Origin of the sequence: uncultured Tissierella sp., from assembly GCF_902479755.1 — a bacterium.
Classification (GTDB): domain Bacteria; phylum Bacillota; class Clostridia; order Tissierellales; family Tissierellaceae; genus Tissierella; species Tissierella carlieri.
The window spans coordinates 109,743-128,797 of sequence record NZ_CABSQO010000003.1 but is presented as its reverse complement, the minus strand read 5'-3'; the positions used below and the strand labels follow the sequence as shown (position 1 = coordinate 128,797).

General features: G+C 31.7%; 16 protein-coding genes. 15 read left to right on the top strand and 1 reads right to left on the bottom strand.

The window, feature by feature from the left end:
* Positions 1 to 55 precede the first annotated feature (55 nt).
* The 5 genes from RDK80_RS03150 (at position 56) to RDK80_RS03130 (ending at position 7,728) form a co-directional block, all read left to right on the top strand.
* Positions 56 to 787, top strand: a complete 732-nt coding sequence (locus RDK80_RS03150) for a tRNA1(Val) (adenine(37)-N6)-methyltransferase (protein ID WP_094900373.1) — start codon at positions 56 to 58, stop codon at positions 785 to 787.
* Between the two features lie 54 nt (positions 788 to 841).
* Positions 842 to 1,678, top strand: a complete 837-nt coding sequence (gene rsmI, locus RDK80_RS03145; protein WP_308523450.1) for a 16S rRNA (cytidine(1402)-2'-O)-methyltransferase — start codon at positions 842 to 844, stop codon at positions 1,676 to 1,678.
* 102 nt (positions 1,679 to 1,780) lie between these two features.
* Positions 1,781 to 2,776, top strand: coding sequence for a DNA double-strand break repair nuclease NurA (locus RDK80_RS03140; protein WP_308523449.1), 996 nt, complete (start codon positions 1,781 to 1,783; stop codon positions 2,774 to 2,776).
* 179 nt (positions 2,777 to 2,955) lie between these two features.
* On the top strand, positions 2,956 to 4,794 hold the full coding sequence (locus tag RDK80_RS03135; protein ID WP_308523448.1) for an ATP-binding protein: 1,839 nt from the start codon (positions 2,956 to 2,958) through the stop codon (positions 4,792 to 4,794).
* Positions 4,795 to 5,127: 333 nt separating this feature from the next.
* Positions 5,128 to 7,728 (top strand): HD domain-containing phosphohydrolase, encoded by a 2,601-nt coding sequence (locus RDK80_RS03130; protein WP_308523447.1) that lies wholly within the window; start codon positions 5,128 to 5,130, stop codon positions 7,726 to 7,728.
* 48 nt (positions 7,729 to 7,776) lie between these two features.
* Here the strand turns inward: RDK80_RS03130 and RDK80_RS03125 are convergent, their stop codons facing one another.
* Complete coding sequence (locus tag RDK80_RS03125) at positions 7,777 to 8,808, bottom strand: 3D domain-containing protein (protein ID WP_216560591.1); 1,032 nt, start codon at positions 8,806 to 8,808, stop codon at positions 7,777 to 7,779.
* 353 nt (positions 8,809 to 9,161) lie between these two features.
* Between RDK80_RS03125 and RDK80_RS03120 the strand changes: the two genes are divergently transcribed.
* The 10 genes from RDK80_RS03120 to aroF all read left to right on the top strand — a co-directional run bounded on the left by RDK80_RS03120 (position 9,162) and on the right by aroF (position 19,006).
* Entirely contained in the window at positions 9,162 to 9,773 is a 612-nt protein-coding gene (locus tag RDK80_RS03120) for a hypothetical protein (protein WP_216560589.1), read from the top strand.
* 234 nt (positions 9,774 to 10,007) lie between these two features.
* Positions 10,008 to 11,255 (top strand): HD-GYP domain-containing protein, encoded by a 1,248-nt coding sequence (locus tag RDK80_RS03115; protein WP_308523446.1) that lies wholly within the window; start codon positions 10,008 to 10,010, stop codon positions 11,253 to 11,255.
* Between the two features lie 5 nt (positions 11,256 to 11,260).
* Positions 11,261 to 11,839: a DUF5317 domain-containing protein gene (locus tag RDK80_RS03110; protein ID WP_308523445.1), complete on the top strand. Its 579-nt coding sequence runs from the start codon at positions 11,261 to 11,263 to the stop codon at positions 11,837 to 11,839.
* 508 nt (positions 11,840 to 12,347) lie between these two features.
* Positions 12,348 to 13,805, top strand: a complete 1,458-nt coding sequence (gene trpE, locus RDK80_RS03105; RefSeq protein ID WP_308523444.1) for an anthranilate synthase component I — start codon at positions 12,348 to 12,350, stop codon at positions 13,803 to 13,805.
* Between the two features lie 3 nt (positions 13,806 to 13,808).
* The gene (gene trpD / locus RDK80_RS03100) at positions 13,809 to 14,825 is read left to right on the top strand and encodes an anthranilate phosphoribosyltransferase (RefSeq protein WP_308523443.1); all 1,017 of its coding nucleotides are present in this window, start codon (positions 13,809 to 13,811) and stop codon (positions 14,823 to 14,825) included.
* Entirely contained in the window at positions 14,822 to 15,595 is a 774-nt protein-coding gene (trpC, locus tag RDK80_RS03095) for an indole-3-glycerol phosphate synthase TrpC (protein WP_308523442.1), read from the top strand. Before trpD ends, trpC begins: the two co-directional genes overlap by 4 nt.
* A 1-nt stretch (position 15,596) precedes the next feature.
* Positions 15,597 to 16,199 (top strand): phosphoribosylanthranilate isomerase, encoded by a 603-nt coding sequence (locus RDK80_RS03090; RefSeq protein ID WP_308523441.1) that lies wholly within the window; start codon positions 15,597 to 15,599, stop codon positions 16,197 to 16,199.
* A 5-nt stretch (positions 16,200 to 16,204) separates the two neighbouring features.
* On the top strand, positions 16,205 to 17,386 hold the full coding sequence (gene trpB, locus RDK80_RS03085) for a tryptophan synthase subunit beta (RefSeq protein ID WP_308523440.1): 1,182 nt from the start codon (positions 16,205 to 16,207) through the stop codon (positions 17,384 to 17,386).
* The gene (trpA, locus tag RDK80_RS03080) at positions 17,376 to 18,173 is read left to right on the top strand and encodes a tryptophan synthase subunit alpha (RefSeq protein ID WP_308523439.1); all 798 of its coding nucleotides are present in this window, start codon (positions 17,376 to 17,378) and stop codon (positions 18,171 to 18,173) included. Before trpB ends, trpA begins: the two co-directional genes overlap by 11 nt.
* 11 nt (positions 18,174 to 18,184) lie before the next feature.
* Positions 18,185 to 19,006 carry a 3-deoxy-7-phosphoheptulonate synthase gene (gene aroF, locus RDK80_RS03075; protein WP_308523438.1) on the top strand — a complete coding sequence of 274 codons (822 nt, stop codon included), beginning with the start codon at positions 18,185 to 18,187 and terminating at the stop codon, positions 19,004 to 19,006.
* Positions 19,007 to 19,055 lie beyond the last annotated feature (49 nt).

The window sequence follows — 19,055 nt, the reverse complement described above, 5'->3', positions numbered from 1 at the left end:
AATTATATGTTTATATAACTTTATGTTCCATTAGAGGAAATTAAAGGAGAATTCTATGTTAAGAGATGATGAGAGAATAGATATAATTCCGGGGTCTGATTTTAAAATAATACAAAATAAAAATAAATTTTCTTACGGTACTGATGCTATATTCCTATCCCACTTTGCAAAATCTAAGGGAAAAGTAGTAGATTTAGGAACTGGTACGGGAATTATACCTTTGAGGCTATATGCAAAGGACAAAGTGGATATAATCTATGGTGTAGAAATTCAAGAAGAAGTAGCAGATATGGCAAAAAGATCCATAGAATTAAATAATTTAGAAGAAAAGATTAATATCCTAAATATGGATTTAAAGGAGCTACCAGCAAAATTTGGCAGGAATTCAATAGATACTATTACAACAAATCCCCCATATATGAAAGCAGGAGGAGCATTAGTAAATCCTGAGGAGAATTTTGCCATATCCCGCCACGAAATAGCTTGTACTCTTGAGGATATAATTAAAGTTAGCGAATATCTATTAAAGCCATTAGGAAAATTTTATATGGTTCATAGGCCAGATAGATTGGTAGATATAATTTATAGCCTTAGAAAATATAAATTGGAGCCAAAATACATAAGATTTGTTCAGCCAAAATTAACTAAAAAACCTAATTTAGTATTAATTGAAGCAGTAAAGACAGGTAAACCTGATTTGAAATTTTATGATCCATTGATAGTGTATAATGAAGATGGATCTTATACAGATGAAATAAGTATAATTTATGGTGACCTTTATAGGTAGCTTATCAAGGATTGGAGATGCACTAAAATCATACTTATTGGAAGGAGAAATAAGATGGAAAGAGGAGTTCTATATATATGTCCTACTCCCATTGGAAATCTTGAGGATATTACCCTTAGGACCATAAGGATATTAGGAGAAGTAGATTTGGTTGCCGCTGAGGACACTAGACATACTATTAAGCTGTTGAATCATTATGATATTAAAAAGCCTTTAACATCATATCATGAGCATAATATAAAGGAAAAAGGAACTGAGTTAATAGAAAAATTAAGTTCTGGCCAAAACATTGCATTAGTATCGGATGCTGGAATGCCAGGTATATCTGATCCCGGGCAAGAACTTATAAGACAAGCAATCGATGAAGGAATAGAAGTAATTGCATTACCAGGAGCTACAGCCTCTATTACTGCTCTAGTTATTTCAGGATTATCAACGGAGAAGTTTATTTTTGAAGGTTTTTTATCTTCTAAAAAGGGAGAAAGAAAAAAGGAACTTGCTAAGATTAAAGAATATACGAAAACAACGATTATTTATGAAGCACCTCATAGATTAATGAACTTACTAGAGGATATGGAAGATATATTAGGAGATAGACAAATTTCTATTTCTAGAGAATTGACAAAAAAATATGAAGAAACCTTTCGTGGTACAGCGCCACAAGCATTAGAGAAATTTAAAGATTCTGGAGTAAAAGGTGAATTCGTTATAATAGTTGATGGAAATCATGAAGAAAAAGAGGTACAAGAAATAGATATAGGCTTATTACTAGAAAAATATATAGATGAAGGCTTGACTAAAAAGGAAGCAGTAAAAAAAGTATCAGAAGAATACAATGTACCGAAGAACCTTGTATATAAAGAAAGCATTAGAATCAGTGAAAAGTTATAAAACCAGTTAATAGTTAAAAGTGAAGGGTGAATAGTTTTAAGTAAAGATTAGGGTCTTTTTAACTATTCACTATTAGTTATTCACTATTCACTAAACAAAGGGGTGATTGCCATTTATACTATACATAATGAATTAAAAGAAAAGATATCTAATTTAAACAATTTAATACAAGACAAATATAAGGAAGTATTGTCTTTAGATAAGAATATATTAAGAGAGTTTATAAGGGAATATGTAGGTTCTATTAAATCAATGAAAAAATTGGAAAACAATCATTTAGCTCTATATGAGGCCAAAGGTGGTATTGTTGGAGTAGATGGTTCTACAAATAGGATGGGCGGAGCTTACCCTCATTTTGTAGATGTCTTTCAAGGTTTAGCCAAATCAACTATAATTAAAGACAAGCCTATATTTAAATCAGATATATATACTCCATTATTTTCTGAAAGAGAAGAAAATATATTGGAAGAAGATGAAAAAATAATAGCAGATAAGAGGAATAAGCTGTTAGCTAGTATAGAGGTAGAAGTTGCTCTTGAAGCTGCTAAGAGATTTAAGCCCTATGCAATTCTTATGGATGGTTCACTTATTAGATATAATATAGATTCCTATGATTTGTGGGTAGAATTAAGGGAAGAATGTGAAAGACAAAGTATCCTTTTAGTAGGGGTTATCAAAGACATAAAAACTTCCATTATAGGAGATAAGCTAGGAGAGGTATATCCTAAAATGAACATAAATGCCTATGATAGGGAGTTATTATTTGGGCAATTAGAGTATGGTGAGATGATAATTATAGATGATCAAGCTAACAAGAAGAAGGAAGCTGGATATTCTTCTGTATTTATGAGGTCCTCATTAGCCCCTACGGTTATAGGAATGGATATTATAGATAGTCAGAAAGACTATTTAGAGGAGATGGGAAGGCTAGTTTTCACTTTAACTCCAGAAAATAGCAGAGGTGTGCCTCTATGGCTGGATATAGTAGATAAAGAGGTCAAAATATCTGATGCTATGATAAAGGGACTTATGGAAAGGTATATGGACAGAGATTTGTATGAAAGGTTTTTTATATCAGAAAGAGCGAAGAGAAACTAAAAACAATGCACAGTTCACAATGCACAATGCACAATGCACAATTAAAACCAAAAGACCCCAAGGCTGGGCCCTAACAATTGTGAACTGTGAACTGTGAATTGTGAATTGAATAAGACTCGAAAACAGTAAGTACATTTTTAGATAAGAAGTGTCAATTAATTATAAGAGGTGAGAAACAGATGAAAGTAGTAGGTATTACAACTCAACAGGAAGTATTTATAGGTTCCAAAACCAGAAATTTTAGAATAAATGAGTTTTTAATAATAGAAGATCCATATCAAGGAGATTTAATGGGAGAAGTTGTAGAGGCAAAGACTTTCAACAGATATATACCTCTAAATATAGCAGGAGATTTTGTAGACTCTTCTGTATTAGAGTCCCTAAGAACATTAGGTTATAATATTGATGAAGAAACCATTTATATAGCCAAAGTAAGACTTTTAAATGAAGCTTTATATCCAGTACAAACTGGATCAGATATTAGATTGCCGGAATTTTATGAAGTAAAGGATTTAATGATAAGGACTAAAAAAGAAGATGGATTAGTTTTAGGAGTTATTAGAAATACAGATGATATGGCTTTGGGTATGGATGAGGAATATAAAAATCTTCTATATACCTTTGAAGAAAAAGGGCTATGTCCTCAAAGAGAAATTCCATATATATTAGATATAAAATCTATGCATCATTATCCTCATATCGGTGTGTTCGGAGGTTCAGGTTCAGGTAAATCCTTTGGTCTTAGGGTATTATTAGAAGAATTGATGAAACAAAATATTCCTACTATAGTATTAGATCCTCATTTTGAAATGGATTTTAGCCATGTAGCTCCTTATTTAGAAGGAAATACAATAAGTTTTGAAGATAAGTTCAAATGTCTACAAGTGGGCTATCATGTAGGAGTAAAATTTGAAGATTTAGTAGCCTCAGATTTAAAGAATTTATTAGATGCTGCTTCAAACCTTACAGATGCTATGAATAATGTAGTAGATGTATTATTTAAAAAGAGAGATTCTTATCATAGTTTTTACACTAGGTTACAAATGCTAACAGAGGCTCAAGAGGAAGGTTCCATTGACAGGATAGATAATAGAATTAATTATGCAGATTCAGAAGAAGAGAGAAAGGCATGGGAAAGAAGAAAGGAAACATATCTTAAATACGATAAAAATTGTCCATATAATTCCGTAAAGGGAATAATGTGGAGATTAAAGAGGTTAGATAATGAAGGCGTATTCTCAAAGGATATACGAGAAATAGAAGAAGGTCTTCAAAGAGGAAAACTAATGGTTATTCAGGGAAATACTAGGATACTTCAGGTATTTAGCACCTATCTATTAAACAATCTTTATCACAAGAGAAGAGACTACAAAGATGCTTTGTATAAGAAGACTCATGCTGAGTATTTTCCACCATTTATAGTAGTTACAGATGAAGCTCATAACTTTGCGCCAAAGGGTTATGATTCTCCATCTAAATCCATATTAAAGGAAATATCTCAAGAAGGTAGAAAATACGGTGCATTTCTAATTTTAGCAACTCAGAGGCCTACATTATTAGATGAAACCATTACAGCACAGTTAAATACCAAATTTATATTTAGAACTGTTAGAGCATCAGATATACAAACTATAAAGGAAGAAACTGACCTTACAATGGAAGAAACTAGGAGATTACCATACCTAAGGACAGGTGATGTATTTATTTCATCTGCTTCTATGGGGAGAACTATATTCGCAAGAATAAGAGCTGCTATAAGTTCTAGCCCTCATACAGAGAATCCATTTGATGAATTAAAAGGCAAAGAAAAAGAAGATGATGATAAATTTATGAAAATTATATCTGGAAAATTTCCTATAAATGATACTGAACTAATTCATATCATTGGAGAAATAGAAAAAGAAGCGGGCATTACAATGACTATAGAATCATTAGAAGGCAGATTAAAGCAAATGGTGGAAAAGGGGCATCTAAAAAGAGAAGAAACCATATTTGGATATAGATATAAAGAAATATAGGGATTACTGATAAATTTAAAATATAGTATTATAAAAAAAGCTTCTATTAAAGTATAAAGACATTAATGAAGCTTTTTTGCCACTGCATAAGCAACTCGGACGAAATCAAAGATTTCGCAAATCTGCTTAAAACTCATAAAGATCAATTTCCTTATATAAGAATATTGAAGTAGGATTTTCCTCTTCGTTATAAAAATATTGTTTGTCTTACAAACAATATTTTTTAATATTTAGAAAAAACTGTCTATTAAGAAGAGTAATGGGAAATTATGGGTATAGATATATTATGTCAAAATAAACATATGTCTATAATAAACTGTCGAGGTGGGGGATATGAAAATTATACAAAGGAAATTTTATTTGTTTGGTATATTGCTGACCTTCATTGTTGCTATAGGATTGGTAATTCAATATGGATATCTGAATAATGTTATAACTAAGGATAAAGAGCTAAATATGGAAAAATCTATAGAACATCTAGGTTATCAAATAAATAGTAATTTAAAATATCATAGCCAATATACCGTTGCAGCTTCGGAGTTTATAGCTACAGGAGAATGGTCAGATAAGGAAGTAGTAGAATATTTTAAAAGACTTGTAGAAAATAATACCACCATAAGATCTATTTACCTCGGTGATATAAATAATAAATTAATAAATAGTGATAATTGGAAACCGCCAAAAGACTACGACATAAAAATAAGACCATGGTACATAAAAGCAATTGAAGAAAATAAACTTGTGATTTCTGATGTGTATATAGATGCACTTGAGAATAAACTCATAACCACCATATCAAGACCTATATATAATAAAAATGGAGAATTATTAGGCGTTGTAGCCTCTGATATCAGTATGGAAGAGATTATAAAGATAGTGGAAGATACGAAAATCAAAGATCTAGGCTATTCTTTTCTAATTGATAATGCAGGAAATATACTAGCCCATCCTAAATATAAATACGAATTTGATTCTGAATTAATAAATATTAATTCAATAAGCCACGGAATTCATGAAAAACTTAAAGAAACTAAGACTGGAAAAATGGAAGTAGAATTAGACGATGTTGTAGGATATTTATCATATCAACCTGTAGAAAAGACGGACTGGATTATCGGAAATTTTATGTCCTTGGAAGAATTTAGAGGCAATAATAATGATATCTGGAGAATGCTTTTGATTGCTCTAATCATATCTATGATTATTTTTATCTCTTTTACTTATTTGCAAAAGGTAAATTTTTTAATGCCTGTATATAAATTAGATAAGGATATTATAAATATCAATATTGAAGGGAATATTGGATATAGAATACCAATGGAGAAAAATGATCCATTTATTGATCTAAGAAAATCAATTAATTTTATATTAAATAAGACCCACGAATTCTTACAGCAGCATGAGCAGGATACTGAAGAAATAGTAGCTCAAAATGAAGAGTTAGAAGCTTCCTATGGGCAGCTAGCAGCTATGGAGGAAGAGATAAGAGATCAGTATGAAAAGCTTGTTAAATCTGAAAAAGATTTAAAGCAAGCATTGGAAAAAAATAAAGCGATTATAGAAGTCTTACCAGATATATTATTTGTAATCAATAGAGAAGGAATATTTGTTGAAGTTGAAGTAGCAGATAGTCAGGAACTATATATAGAAAAAGAAGATTTTATAGGGAAAAAGATTAAAGACCTATTTTCAACTGAAATAACAGAGATTTCTATGAAAAAAATAAAAAATGTATTAGAAAATGATGTCATGGAAACTTTTGAATATAGTCTGGAGGTTCCAAAAGGCATGGAAAATTATGAAATTAGAATAGTAAAACTTAATGAGGATGAAGTAGTATCAGTAACTAGAAATATAACAGATAAGAAGAAAATGGAAGATAAATTAATAAGATTATCTTATAAAGATCAATTAACAGGATTATATAATAGAAGATTTTTTGAAGAAGAACTTAGGAGGTTAGACGTTCCTAGAAATTTACCTATTACAATTGTAATGGCAGATGTAAATGGATTAAAGCTTATAAATGACTCCTTTGGACATAAGGCAGGAGACGAATTATTGAAAGATATTGCAAATATAATGAAAAAAGGCTGTAGAGAAGATGATATAATCGCAAGAATAAGTGGGGATGAGTTCGTTATTATTCTACCTCAGACCAATGAAAGAGAAGCAGAAGCTATTATAGGAAGATTAAAGGCATTAAGTGCAGATGAAAAGTTCTCAAATGACAAATTATCAAATATGGAATTATCTGTATCTTTTGGCTTGGGAACTAAATGCACTGTAGATACTGACATGTCAGAGATATTAAAAAAGGCTGAAGATAATATGTATACTCACAAATTATTTGAAGGTCCTAGTATGAGAAGTAAGACCATAGATACTATAATGACAGCATTATACGAAAAAAACAAAAGAGAAGAAGAACATTCCAAAAGAGTAGCAATGATTTCTCAACAATTAGGTAGTATTCTAGGTATGAAGGAAGAAAAATTAAAAGAACTTGAAAATGTTGGATTGCTTCATGATATAGGGAAGATTGCAATTAATGAAGCTATTCTAGACAAGCCAGGATATCTTTCTGATGAAGAATGGGAAGATATGAAGAAACACCCTGAGATTGGATATAGAATACTTAGTACAGTAAATGAGATGTCTCAAATAGCTGAGTATACATTGGCTCATCATGAAAGATATGATGGTAGAGGCTATCCTAGAGGATTGAAAGGAGAAGAAATTCCCTTAGTATCAAGAATTATAGCTATAGCTGACTCATATGATGCAATGGCAAGTGATAGATCTTATAGAAAAGCTTTATCAAATGAGGAAATAATAAAAGAGTTTATAAGAAATGCTGGAACACAATTTGATCCTCAGCTGGCAAGGATCTTCGTAGAGCAAGTTCTGAAATCTAAATGGATAGAAGATTAAAAAGATTAGATTCCTTTCTGGAATCTAATCTTTTATAAGAAACTTTTTTTATTTTAATACATATACTTTAACTTTTCTTCTTCCAAATCTATTAACTTCACTAGAAGTTTCAAAGAACAAATCGATTTTATTTCCTTTGATTGCTCCTCCTGTGTCCTCTGCTATAGCGAAACCATAATCTTTAGATCCATCAAGGCTCTGAACATAGAGTTTCGTGCCTAATGGGATTACCCTAGGGTCAACAGCAACTACGCCAGGTCTAGCCTTTGTACCTAAGGCTGTGAGACCATAATATTTATCTCCTGGATTTTTACCAGTACTTTCAAATGATGCGTCATAGGCAGTGGCTGTCATAGTTATAGCTTTTCTATAGCTAGTATTACCTCTAGATGTAACAATTAAATCCTTAGTCCCTTTTTCTACAACTTCAGAAATAGGTTCGGTAACTATCTCTTCCTTTACCAACTCTATTGAATGTAGTTTACCATTGATAAATTCCTTTTTAAAATGAGACTTTTTAAGCCCATCCTTACCATTTTGAACAACTTTGGATGTTCCAATATCCATTTTGTTATTTTTATTTACCATCTTATTAAAAGGAATAATATCCTCAACGGTTTCAACCACCTCCTCGACTTTAAATAGTTCGATATTTCCTCCATCTGAAACTGTAGCGTCTAACTTGGGAGAAGTAAAGTCCTTATCCCCTAATACAATTCCTTGTTCATCTAATACTTCACTTACTGTTCTGTAAAAAGATTTTACTTCGTATTCTCCTCCAGCAAATGAAATAGTATATGACTTAGGATTTTTTATAATGATATTCATATTGTCTTTAAGTTCTGTGTCTAAGTCCATATTAATATAAGCATCTTTATTGAATGGAATGGATTCTTTCTCAAGTAATTCTTCCAAAGTTCTAGCAGTTGAAGCTATTTCTATAACTTCATTTTCTAGTTGTAAGGTAATATTATTAATACTACCCTGGTACATATAAAACCCTAAAGATACAGTTACTGCTATAGCGAGGGCAGCCAAGACTATAAACTTCCAAGTCTTATTGACTGTATGATTTTCCATAATATACCTCCTATAATTTAACTATTCTTGTATTGTAATCAAAAACTTATTGTTTGTCAAATTTTTGATATAATACACATAATATTCTGGTGGTTGTACAATGTTTCTTTATATATGAATATCATATACAAAAACTGGAAAATTATTCATAAAAAATGAGAATTGTTATTTTATAGTGGATAAAAAGGTCAATTATATTAATAAAGTTTATATAAGAGTGGGGTTTATTTATACTTATTATTGTAGTTTTATGTTGTAACTAAGATATATTAATGGTAGAATCAAATTATAATTTAGGGAATTTACCAATATTATGATGAATTTCAAAAAAATATGCATCCGGGGGGATAATATTGAATATAGAAATAATAGAACAAACGATTGAGAAATTAGATTCCGTAGTTTCTTGTAAAATTATTTCAGAGGATAATAATTTTGAAGAAATTCATATAGTTTCAAATAGGAATAGATCTGCCAAACAGTTAGTTAGGGATATCCAATCTATTCTAATAGCTACATATAATATTCAAGTAGATCATAAGAAAATAAGTATAGCAGAAATACAAGATGATAGTCTTAAGAAAATTGAAAACAGGCTTAAGATAATGTCAATATCCCATGATAATAATGGGCAAAAGGCTATGGTAAAAGTATCCTTGGACAACCATAAGGATATTTTTGAGAATTCAAGGATAGGAATAAATACTAGTACAAATATTGATAGAATGTTAGTAGATGTTACATTAAAGACTGTGGAAGATGCTTATGGTTATGAGGAAACCTTTATATTAGAAGATATAAAAACTGTCAACATCTCCACGGATGAAGTAGTGATAGTTGTTATTACTTGTATCAGCGAAGGTTTGGAGCAAAAATTTTGCGGTTCTTGTTTAATAAAAAGTGATTATAAGGAGGCAGTTGTAAAAGCTACCTTAGATGCTCTAAATCGTTTTACATCAAGGTAGGTATCAATGCCGGCTAATAAATTTCTCATTAACAAAAATAGCGAAGCGAATATGGCGTGTTGTAATAGCGAATCAACATAGTATCCTAAAAAGGAGGCTATATTCGATGAAAAGAATATTAATGGTTTTACTTAGCATTTTAGCTTTAGTTTTATCAGCTGGAGCAAATTATACTTGGATTAGATAATATTTTAATTTATTAGCCGGAATGAGATATATTAGGAGATGAGTGATTTGAAACCAAATAAAACAACATATATATACATAGGAATACTTTTCTTGATATCGATCATAGCTTATGGTTTCTTAATTCGAAGTTTTACAATTACAGATATAAAAATGCTATTGTTTTGGACAATTCTTACAATTATAGTTGAGTCTTTACTAATACCCCTAACAAATAATTCAATAGGAGTTTCTGTAGGATCTGCTATAAATCTAGCATCTATCGTAGTAGGCGGACCATTATTAGGTACTGCATCATCTTTTTTAGGACTATTATTCAGATGCCCTAATGTGCCGGAATATGGATGTACTCATTTATTCAATACTCCTTATTATGTTACAGTATTTAATGTATCCCAGAGCATTATTGTAACATCTGTCATGGGAATTATATATATAGGCACTGGAGGTAAGATAGGAGAATTTTTTCTATCGCAAACAATTTTAATAGTAATTTTAGGGACAATTTTTAATACTATAATAATATCTGGTTTAATGTCATTATTAAATAAACAACAATTTATAAAAGTTTGGTATTCTAACATTAAAGGAACCTTTGCAAGTTCATTAGCTGTAGGTATTATAGGTATAATTATAGCCTTGGCTTTTATAGGATATGGCTATTGGGCTGTTTTATTATTTTTCGGACCATTATTACTAGCAAGATATTCCTTTAAATTATATATAGAGACAAGAAATCTATATCTATCTACTATACAAGCTTTTAACTCTGCTATGGAGGCAAAAGACCCTTATACATCTGGACATGCCTCTAGGGTGGAAAGTTATGCTGTTAAATTAGCAGAGGCATATGGATTGTCATACGAGAAGATTCAAAATATTAAAAATGCGGCTATTTTACATGATATTGGTAAAATAGGTATCAATGATAATATATTAAATAAGGCTACAGCATTGACTCAAAAGGAATATGAAGATATTCGAAGGCATCCGAGTGTTGGTGCAGAAATAATTAGCAAGGTTGATTTTTTAAAGAAAATTTCTGGAATTGTAAGATATCATCATGAAAGATATGATGGTAAAGGATATCCTGATGGATTATCTGGAGATGACATACCTATGGAAGCCTATATATTATCCATAGCAGATTCTTACGATGCAATGACTTCAGACAGACCATATCGAGATGCTCTGACTAAGGAAGAGGCTTTACAGGAGATTATAAATAATGCTGGAACACAATTTCATCCAGATCTTGCAGAAAAGTTTGCAGATATCTTAAGAGAAAGGGAGTGATATCATTGTTTATTGAAGCTATGGTTCTTGGATTTATTGTAGCCATATTCAGAAAAGGAAGAATAAGAAATATAGGAAATATACGTATAAAGGGCTGGTATTTGTTTCTTATAGCAGGACTTATTCAGGGATGTATATCTTGGTTGAAGGGCAGAAATCTTATATTAGGACCAGAGTTTTTTGATAAATATTTTGTTTATGTTCTTTTGTTTACATACTTAATCATGATAGCAGGAGTTATTCTCAATATTAAGAAGAAATTCATGAAATTTATTCTTATAGGAATTATGTTAAACTTTATAGTCATATTTTCTAACGGTGGTAAAATGCCAGTATCCTTTAAGGGATTTACAGGATATGAGCATTATACAGAAAATATGCCAGAGAAATCCTTTGATATAAAACATTCTTTAGTCACGGAAGATACTAAGCTTGTTTATCTAGCAGATGTTATTGTAATACCGAAACCCTATCCTTCAGCCAGGATAATAAGCGTTGGAGATATTTTTTTGATGATAGGAGTTTTTTTGTTTTTTCAAGAGGCCATGGTCAGAGGAAGATGGAGTTTTCAATTGTTTAGTTAAAGTGCAAATATATATTTTTTGAAAATGTGATTTTATAAAATTAAAAGATAATAACATATAAAAAAATAATAGTTGACAAAATTATTTTTAAATACTATAATTTTGGAAAAGTTAAAAAATTCATTGATTGGAAAAAGTAAGCAATACTTGAAGGTGTAGAGAGTCGGGGATGGTGGAAACCTGATACGGATGGTCTGCTGAATGGTTCCATGAGAAGCGGTGTGAAATCTTAGGAGAGTATCATTAGCCGAGTGTCTTACGTTATAAAGACGGGGTATCGAAATATTATTATTTCCGTACCTTTAGAGTGAGATAGTCAACTATCTATATTAGGTGGCATAACGAAATTTAACATTTCGTCCTAGATATTAGGATTGAAATGTTTTTTTGTTTTATCATATAGGGTATATGATTATCTAAAAAAGGTGGCAACACGGAGTGCTGAGCATTTCGTCCTTATATTAGGGACGAAGTGCTTTTTTTGTACTAAAAAAAGGGGGGATATACTATGTATCCAGATTATGAAGAATTTAAAAGACTAAGTAAAGAAAGAAAAATAATTTCCATTTCATTGGAAATAGATGGTGATATGGAAACACCTATTTCTTTATTTAGTAAGTTATGCAAATGTAAAAAGACCTTTCTATTAGAAAGTGTTGAAGGAGGAATTAAGTGGGGCAGATATTCTTATATGGGAAGAAATCCTTTTATGGAGATTATGGCTTATGGCAATGAAATTACAATAATTAAAGGGAATGAGACAATAAATAAAGAGGGAGACGCCCTTAAAATTGTGCAAGAAATTATGGATGAATATAAGATGGCTTCATTAGAAAGTCTAGAAGACTTTACAGCTGGAGCTGTAGGTTTTATAGGTTATGATTTAATAAAGAATACCTATGGAGTAGAGAATACAAATAAAGATAGCATAAAAACTCCAGATTTACATCTTTTATTACCTAAAGATATTATTATCTATGATCATATAACACAAAGGATAAGGATAGTTGTAAATCTAGAAGCAGATGACTCCTTAAAAAAAATATATGAAGAAGGAGTATTGAAGCTAGAAAAAATAAAAGAAGAAATACTGGAAAATAAACTTTATATAGAGAAAGAAACAAAGTCATATATGGAAGAAGTTAATTATACCAGCAATGAAACAAAGGAAAGTTTTATGAAAAAGGTTTTAGAAACTAAGGATTATATAAGAAATGGAGAAGTATCACAAGTGGTTTTATCTCAAAGATTTGATTTTCATACAAAAATTGATCCTTTTAGGATTTATAGAAAACTAAGAAAATTAAATCCTTCTCCATATATGTATTATATAGATTTTGGATTTTATCATATAGTTGGGTCTTCACCTGAAATGTTGGTGAAAATAAATCAAGATAGGGTAGAAACCTGTCCTATTGCGGGGACAAGACCGAGGGGTAAAAATTTAGAGGAAGATAAATTTTATATAAATAGTTTATTAAGAGATGAAAAGGAACGAAGTGAGCATTTGATGCTAGTAGATTTATCTAAAGAAGATTTAGAAAAAATATCAGAGAATGGAAGCGTTGAAGTGAAGCAGTTCATGGAGGTACAAAAATATTCTCATGTAATGCATATAGTATCCCATGTAATAGGAAAAATGAAAAAGGGTTTAAATCATTATGATGTTATAAGGATTTGTGCACCAGCAGGAACTGTGTCTGGAGCAGCAAAATTAAGAGCATTAGAAATTATAGAGAAACTGGAAAATGAGAAAAGAGGAATATATGCAGGGGCTATAGGATATCTGGGATTTGATGGGAATATGGATACTTGTATCGCCATAAGGACCGTAGTATTCAAGGATAATATGGCATATATACAAGCAGGTGCTGGAATTGTTGCAGATTCAAATCCCGAAAGTGAATATGAAGAAACCTTAAGGAAAGCAAAGGCTCTTATGGAGTGTGTTAGAAATGAGGTGTAAATCATGCAATTAGCAATAGATAAGGTTATAAATTATGAGGATCTGACAGAAGATGAGATGTTTGATGTGATGAATACCATTATGGAGGGAAAAGCTACTCCCTCCCAGATAGGAGGAATCCTTGCTGGTCTCCGTATGAAGGGTGAGACCATAGAAGAAATCATTGGTGCTGCTAAGGTTATGAGAGAAAAGGCTGCAAAAATTCAAACAAATAGTAGCTACACAGTAGATACCTGTGGAACTGGCGGTGATAAAAGAAATACATTTAATATTTCAACAGCATCGGCCTTTATAGCAGCTGCTGCATCAGTGACCATTGTAAAACATGGAAATAGATCTGTTTCCAGCAAATGTGGAAGTGCAGATGTATTGGAAAGGTTAGGAGTCAATATAGATCTTTGTCCCATAGCTGTTAAAAAGTGCATAGATGAACTGCAAATAGGATTTATATTTGCTCCAAATTTTCATCAGACTATGAAATACGCTATAAATCCTCGTAGGGAATTAGGGATAAGAACTATATTCAATGTTTTAGGGCCTTTAACTAATCCTGCAAATCCTAAAGGGCAAGTCCTCGGTGTGTTTAATGAAAATCTTACATCTATTTTGGCAAACGTTCTAAGGAAATTAGGTTTGAAAAGGGCTATGATAGTCTATGGCATGGATGGATTAGATGAGATTACTATTACTACAAAGACTAAGGTATCTGAACTGAAAGATAATAAAATTCACGAGTATTATTTAGATCCTAACGATTATGGTATCTCCTTCGCTAAAATTGAAGAAGTTAAAGGAGGAGACCCAGAAGAAAACGCAAAGATTTTGTTAAATATATTAAAGGGTGAGAAGGGACCTAAACGTGACATGGTTTTATTAAATGCAGGTGCAGCTATGTATGTAGGAAATGTAGTGAATTCTCTGGGAGAAGGAATAGACAAATCTAAGGAGATGATAGATAAAGGACTTGCATTGGAGAAATTAAATCAACTGATTAAACTTAGTCAGGAGTTGAGGAAATGATATTAGAAGAAATTATCTCTTTAAAGAGAAAAAGATTAGAGATAGATAAGGAGATTGTGCCTCTTGAAAAGCTGAAAAGGCAAATTAGAAACATGGATATCAGAGACTTCAAGAAAGCCATAGAGAACATAGGAAAATTAAATATAATAGGGGAAGTAAAGAAGGCTTCCCCTTCAAAGGGAATTATAAGAGAAGATTTTGACCCTATACTCGTGGGTAGAATCTATGACAAAAATCAGATAGATGCAATTTCTGTATTGACTGAAGAAAGCTTCTTTTTAGGAAAAGGTGAATATTTATCGATGATAAAACAAGAAACAAAAGTACCTATACTTAGAAAAGATTTTATAATCGATTCATATCAGATATATCAGTCCAGATTATTAGGAGCAGATGCCATTTTGCTTATTGCATCCCTCCTAACTAAAAAGCAATTAGATGAATTTCAAAAAATAGCCAGGGATATTAATCTTCAATGCCTAGTCGAAATCCATAATTTAAAAGAGCTAGAAAAGGTATTAGATGCAGGTGCAAATATAATCGGGATTAACAATAGAAACTTAGAGACCTTTGAAGTAAAGCTTGAAACTACAGAAAAATTAATAGGCTATATACCAAAGGATAAAGTAATTGTTAGTGAAAGTGGTATTTCTAATAAAAGAGATATGGAGTATCTAGAATCCATAGGTGTAGATGGTGTTCTAATTGGGGAGAGCTTTATGAAATCTAAATCTATTAAGGATAAGATAAAAGAACTAAGAGGTGAATAATTTGGTAGAGATAAAGATCTGTGGATTGAGAAGATATGAAGATATAAATTATGTAAATAAACTAAGACCAGAATATATAGGATTTGTATTTGCAAAAAGTAAGAGACAAATTGACCCTTATATGGCAAGGAGATTAGTAGATAGATTAAATAAAGATATAAAAAAAGTTGGTGTATTTCTAAATCATTCTCTAGAAGAAGTAAAAGAAATAGAAAAACTTTGTCACCTTGATGTACTTCAATTCCATGGAGATGAAAGTTCTAGTTATTGTAGTTGTTTTGAGAATGAAGTATGGAAATCCTTTCTTATAAGAGATGAAAATAGCCTAGAATTATTAGAAAAATATAGGGTTGATAAGTATCTTTTAGATACTTGGATAGAAGGGGAAGCTGGGGGGACAGGAAAAAGGTTTAATTGGGAATTAGCTATAGGGATTGGTAAAACTAAATCCATAGTTTTAGCAGGTGGATTATGTTCGGAAAATATCAGAAATGCTATAGGGATAGTTAGACCAGCAGTAGTAGATGTAAGCTCTGGAGTGGAGACAGAAGGATATAAGGATTATGGAAAGATAAAAGATTTTATAGAGAGAGTAAGGGGATGATTTATATGAATAAGAGGTTTGGACAATTTGGTGGGCAGTTCGTACCTGAAACTTTAATGAATCCATTGATCGAGCTGGAAAAATCATTTATTAGTATAAAAGATGATGAGAATTTTAAAAAGGAATATATGTATTATTGTCAAGAGTATTCTGGAAGACCTACTCCATTATATTATGCGGAGAATCTAACAAAAAAATTAGGTGGAGGTAAGATTTATCTAAAGAGAGAGGACTTAAACCATACTGGAGCTCACAAGATAAATAATGTAATTGGTCAAGTACTACTTGCTAGAAGAATGGGAAAAAAGAAAATAATAGCAGAAACAGGTGCAGGACAGCATGGAGTGGCTACGGCTACTATTTGTGCAATGTTTGATATTCCCTGTGAAGTTTTTATGGGGGAGGAAGATATAAAAAGGCAAGGGTTAAATGTTTTGAAGATGAAGATGTTAGGGGCTAAAATAAACTCTGTAGCTTCTGGTACAAGAACCTTGAAGGATGCTACTAATGAGGCTATTAGACATTGGGTTACTAATCCAGAAGATACTTTTTATGTAATTGGATCAGTAGTAGGGCCCCATCCTTATCCTACAATGGTGAGAGATTTTCAAAGGATTATAGGAGATGAAGTGAAGGAACAAATTATGGAAAAGGAAGGTAGATTACCAGATTATTTAGTAGCTTGTGTAGGTGGAGGAAGTAATGCAATGGGTTTATTCTATCCTTTTATTGAAGAAAAAGTAGAGATGTATGGTGTTGAAGCAGGAGGAAAGGGAATAGATACAGAATATCATGCAGCTAGTATTTCCAAAGGTAGATTAGGAATCATACATGGAATGATGACTTATTTGTTGCAGGATGAAAATGGACAGATTAAACCAGTACATTCAATATCAGCAGGCCTTGATTATCCAGGGATTGGTCCAGAACATGCATATTTTCACTCTATAAGAAGAATTAAATATGTAACCATCAATGATAATGAGGCAATAGAAGCTTTTCGATATTTAACTAAGACAGAAGGAATTATACCTGCTTTGGAAAGTGCTCATACTATAGCATATTTAATGAAGTTAGCTAGACAAATAGATAAAGAAGATATTATTGTAGTGAATTTGTCAGGAAGAGGAGACAAGGACATGGATACATTGCTTAATGTATTGGGGGAATTGAAAGATGGACAGTAGGATAAAGAAAAAATTTGATGAAATTAAAGAGGAAAAAAGAAAAGCCTTGATTACTTATATTACATCAGGAGATCCTGCATTGGATAAAACCATAGAATTAGTTTTGGCAATGGAAAAAGCAGGAGCCGACATTATTGAATTAGGGATTCCATATTCAGATCCTTTAGCAGACGGGCCTGTTATACAGAGAGCTTCATCAAGGGCTTTAAGTCAAGGTACTAATGTGGAAACTATTTTTTCAATGGTTTCAGCACTAAGATGTAAAACGGAAATTCCTCTGATTTTCTTGGTGTATTATAATACGATTTTTTCTTATGGAGTAAGAAGATTTTTAAATGGATGTAAAAAATGTGGGATAGATGGTTTGATTATCCCAGACATTCCTTTGGAGGAGAGAGAAATATTAAACGAAATTATGAGGGATTATTCTATTGATTTAATAGTCCTGGTTGCTCCAACTTCTCATAGTCGTATAGAAGCAATAGTTAAAGAAGGAAAAGGATTTATTTATTGCATTTCTTCAAAGGGCATTACAGGAATGAGAGAATCCTTTGATGAAGGACTGGTAGATCTCTTGGAAGAAATAAAAAAACATTCAAACATTCCTACAGTCGTTGGTTTTGGTATATCTGATGTAAAGAGCATAAAGAAATTAAAGGATTTAGCTGATGGATTAATAGTTGGAAGTGCAATTGTTAAAGAAATAGAGAATGGAATAGAATTGGGCAATATTGAGGGAAGAGTTTTTGAGTTTGTAAAAAGTTTAAAAAAAGCAATGGATGAATAGGGGGGAGGTTAATGGAAATAGGTATCAACAAGGTAAATAGACTTTTGCATCCAATGAACTCCATTATAAATGTTGGCAAAGACACCATAGGCGGTAAGGAAGTAGCAATAATAGCTGGACCCTGTTCAGTAGAAAGTGAGGAACAAATATTAAGCATAGCTGAAAAAGTAAAAACATCAGGGGCTGCTTTCTTAAGAGGGGGTATTTTTAAGCCAAGGACTTCTCCTTATAGCTTTCAGGGGTTAGGTGAAACTGGACTAGAGATGCTAAAGATGGCCAGAGAGAAAACAGGACTTCCTATTGTAACAGAGCTTATGTCATTAGATTATCTAGATAAATTTATGGAGGATGTGGATGTTATTCAGATTGGAGCAAGAAATATGCAAAACTATCCTCTTTTAAAAGAACTAGGTAAGACAAAGAAACCCGTACTTTTAAAAAGAGGAATGTCAGCTACCATAGAAGAGTTTTTGATGGCTGCTGAATATATTATGCTAGAAGGAAATGAAAATGTAGTTTTATGTGAAAGAGGGATTAGGACTTTTGAAAGGTATACAAGGAATACTTTGGATTTAAGTGCAGTTCCTATAATTAAGAAATTAAGTCATCTTCCAGTAATAGTAGACCCTAGTCATGCTTCTGGTTTGTGGTGGTTGGTAGAGCCGCTTTCAAAGGCTGCCATAGCAGCAGGGGCAGATGGACTCATCATTGAAGTTCATAATGACCCTATAAATGCAAAATGTGATGGAGAGCAATCTATAACTCCAGATAGATTTCAAAAACTTATGAAGGATTTAAGGGCTATTGCAAAACTGGAAAATAAACTGTTATAGCAAAGATTATTTCTGTGTTTAGACCATTAACCTATATAGTAGGAGGATA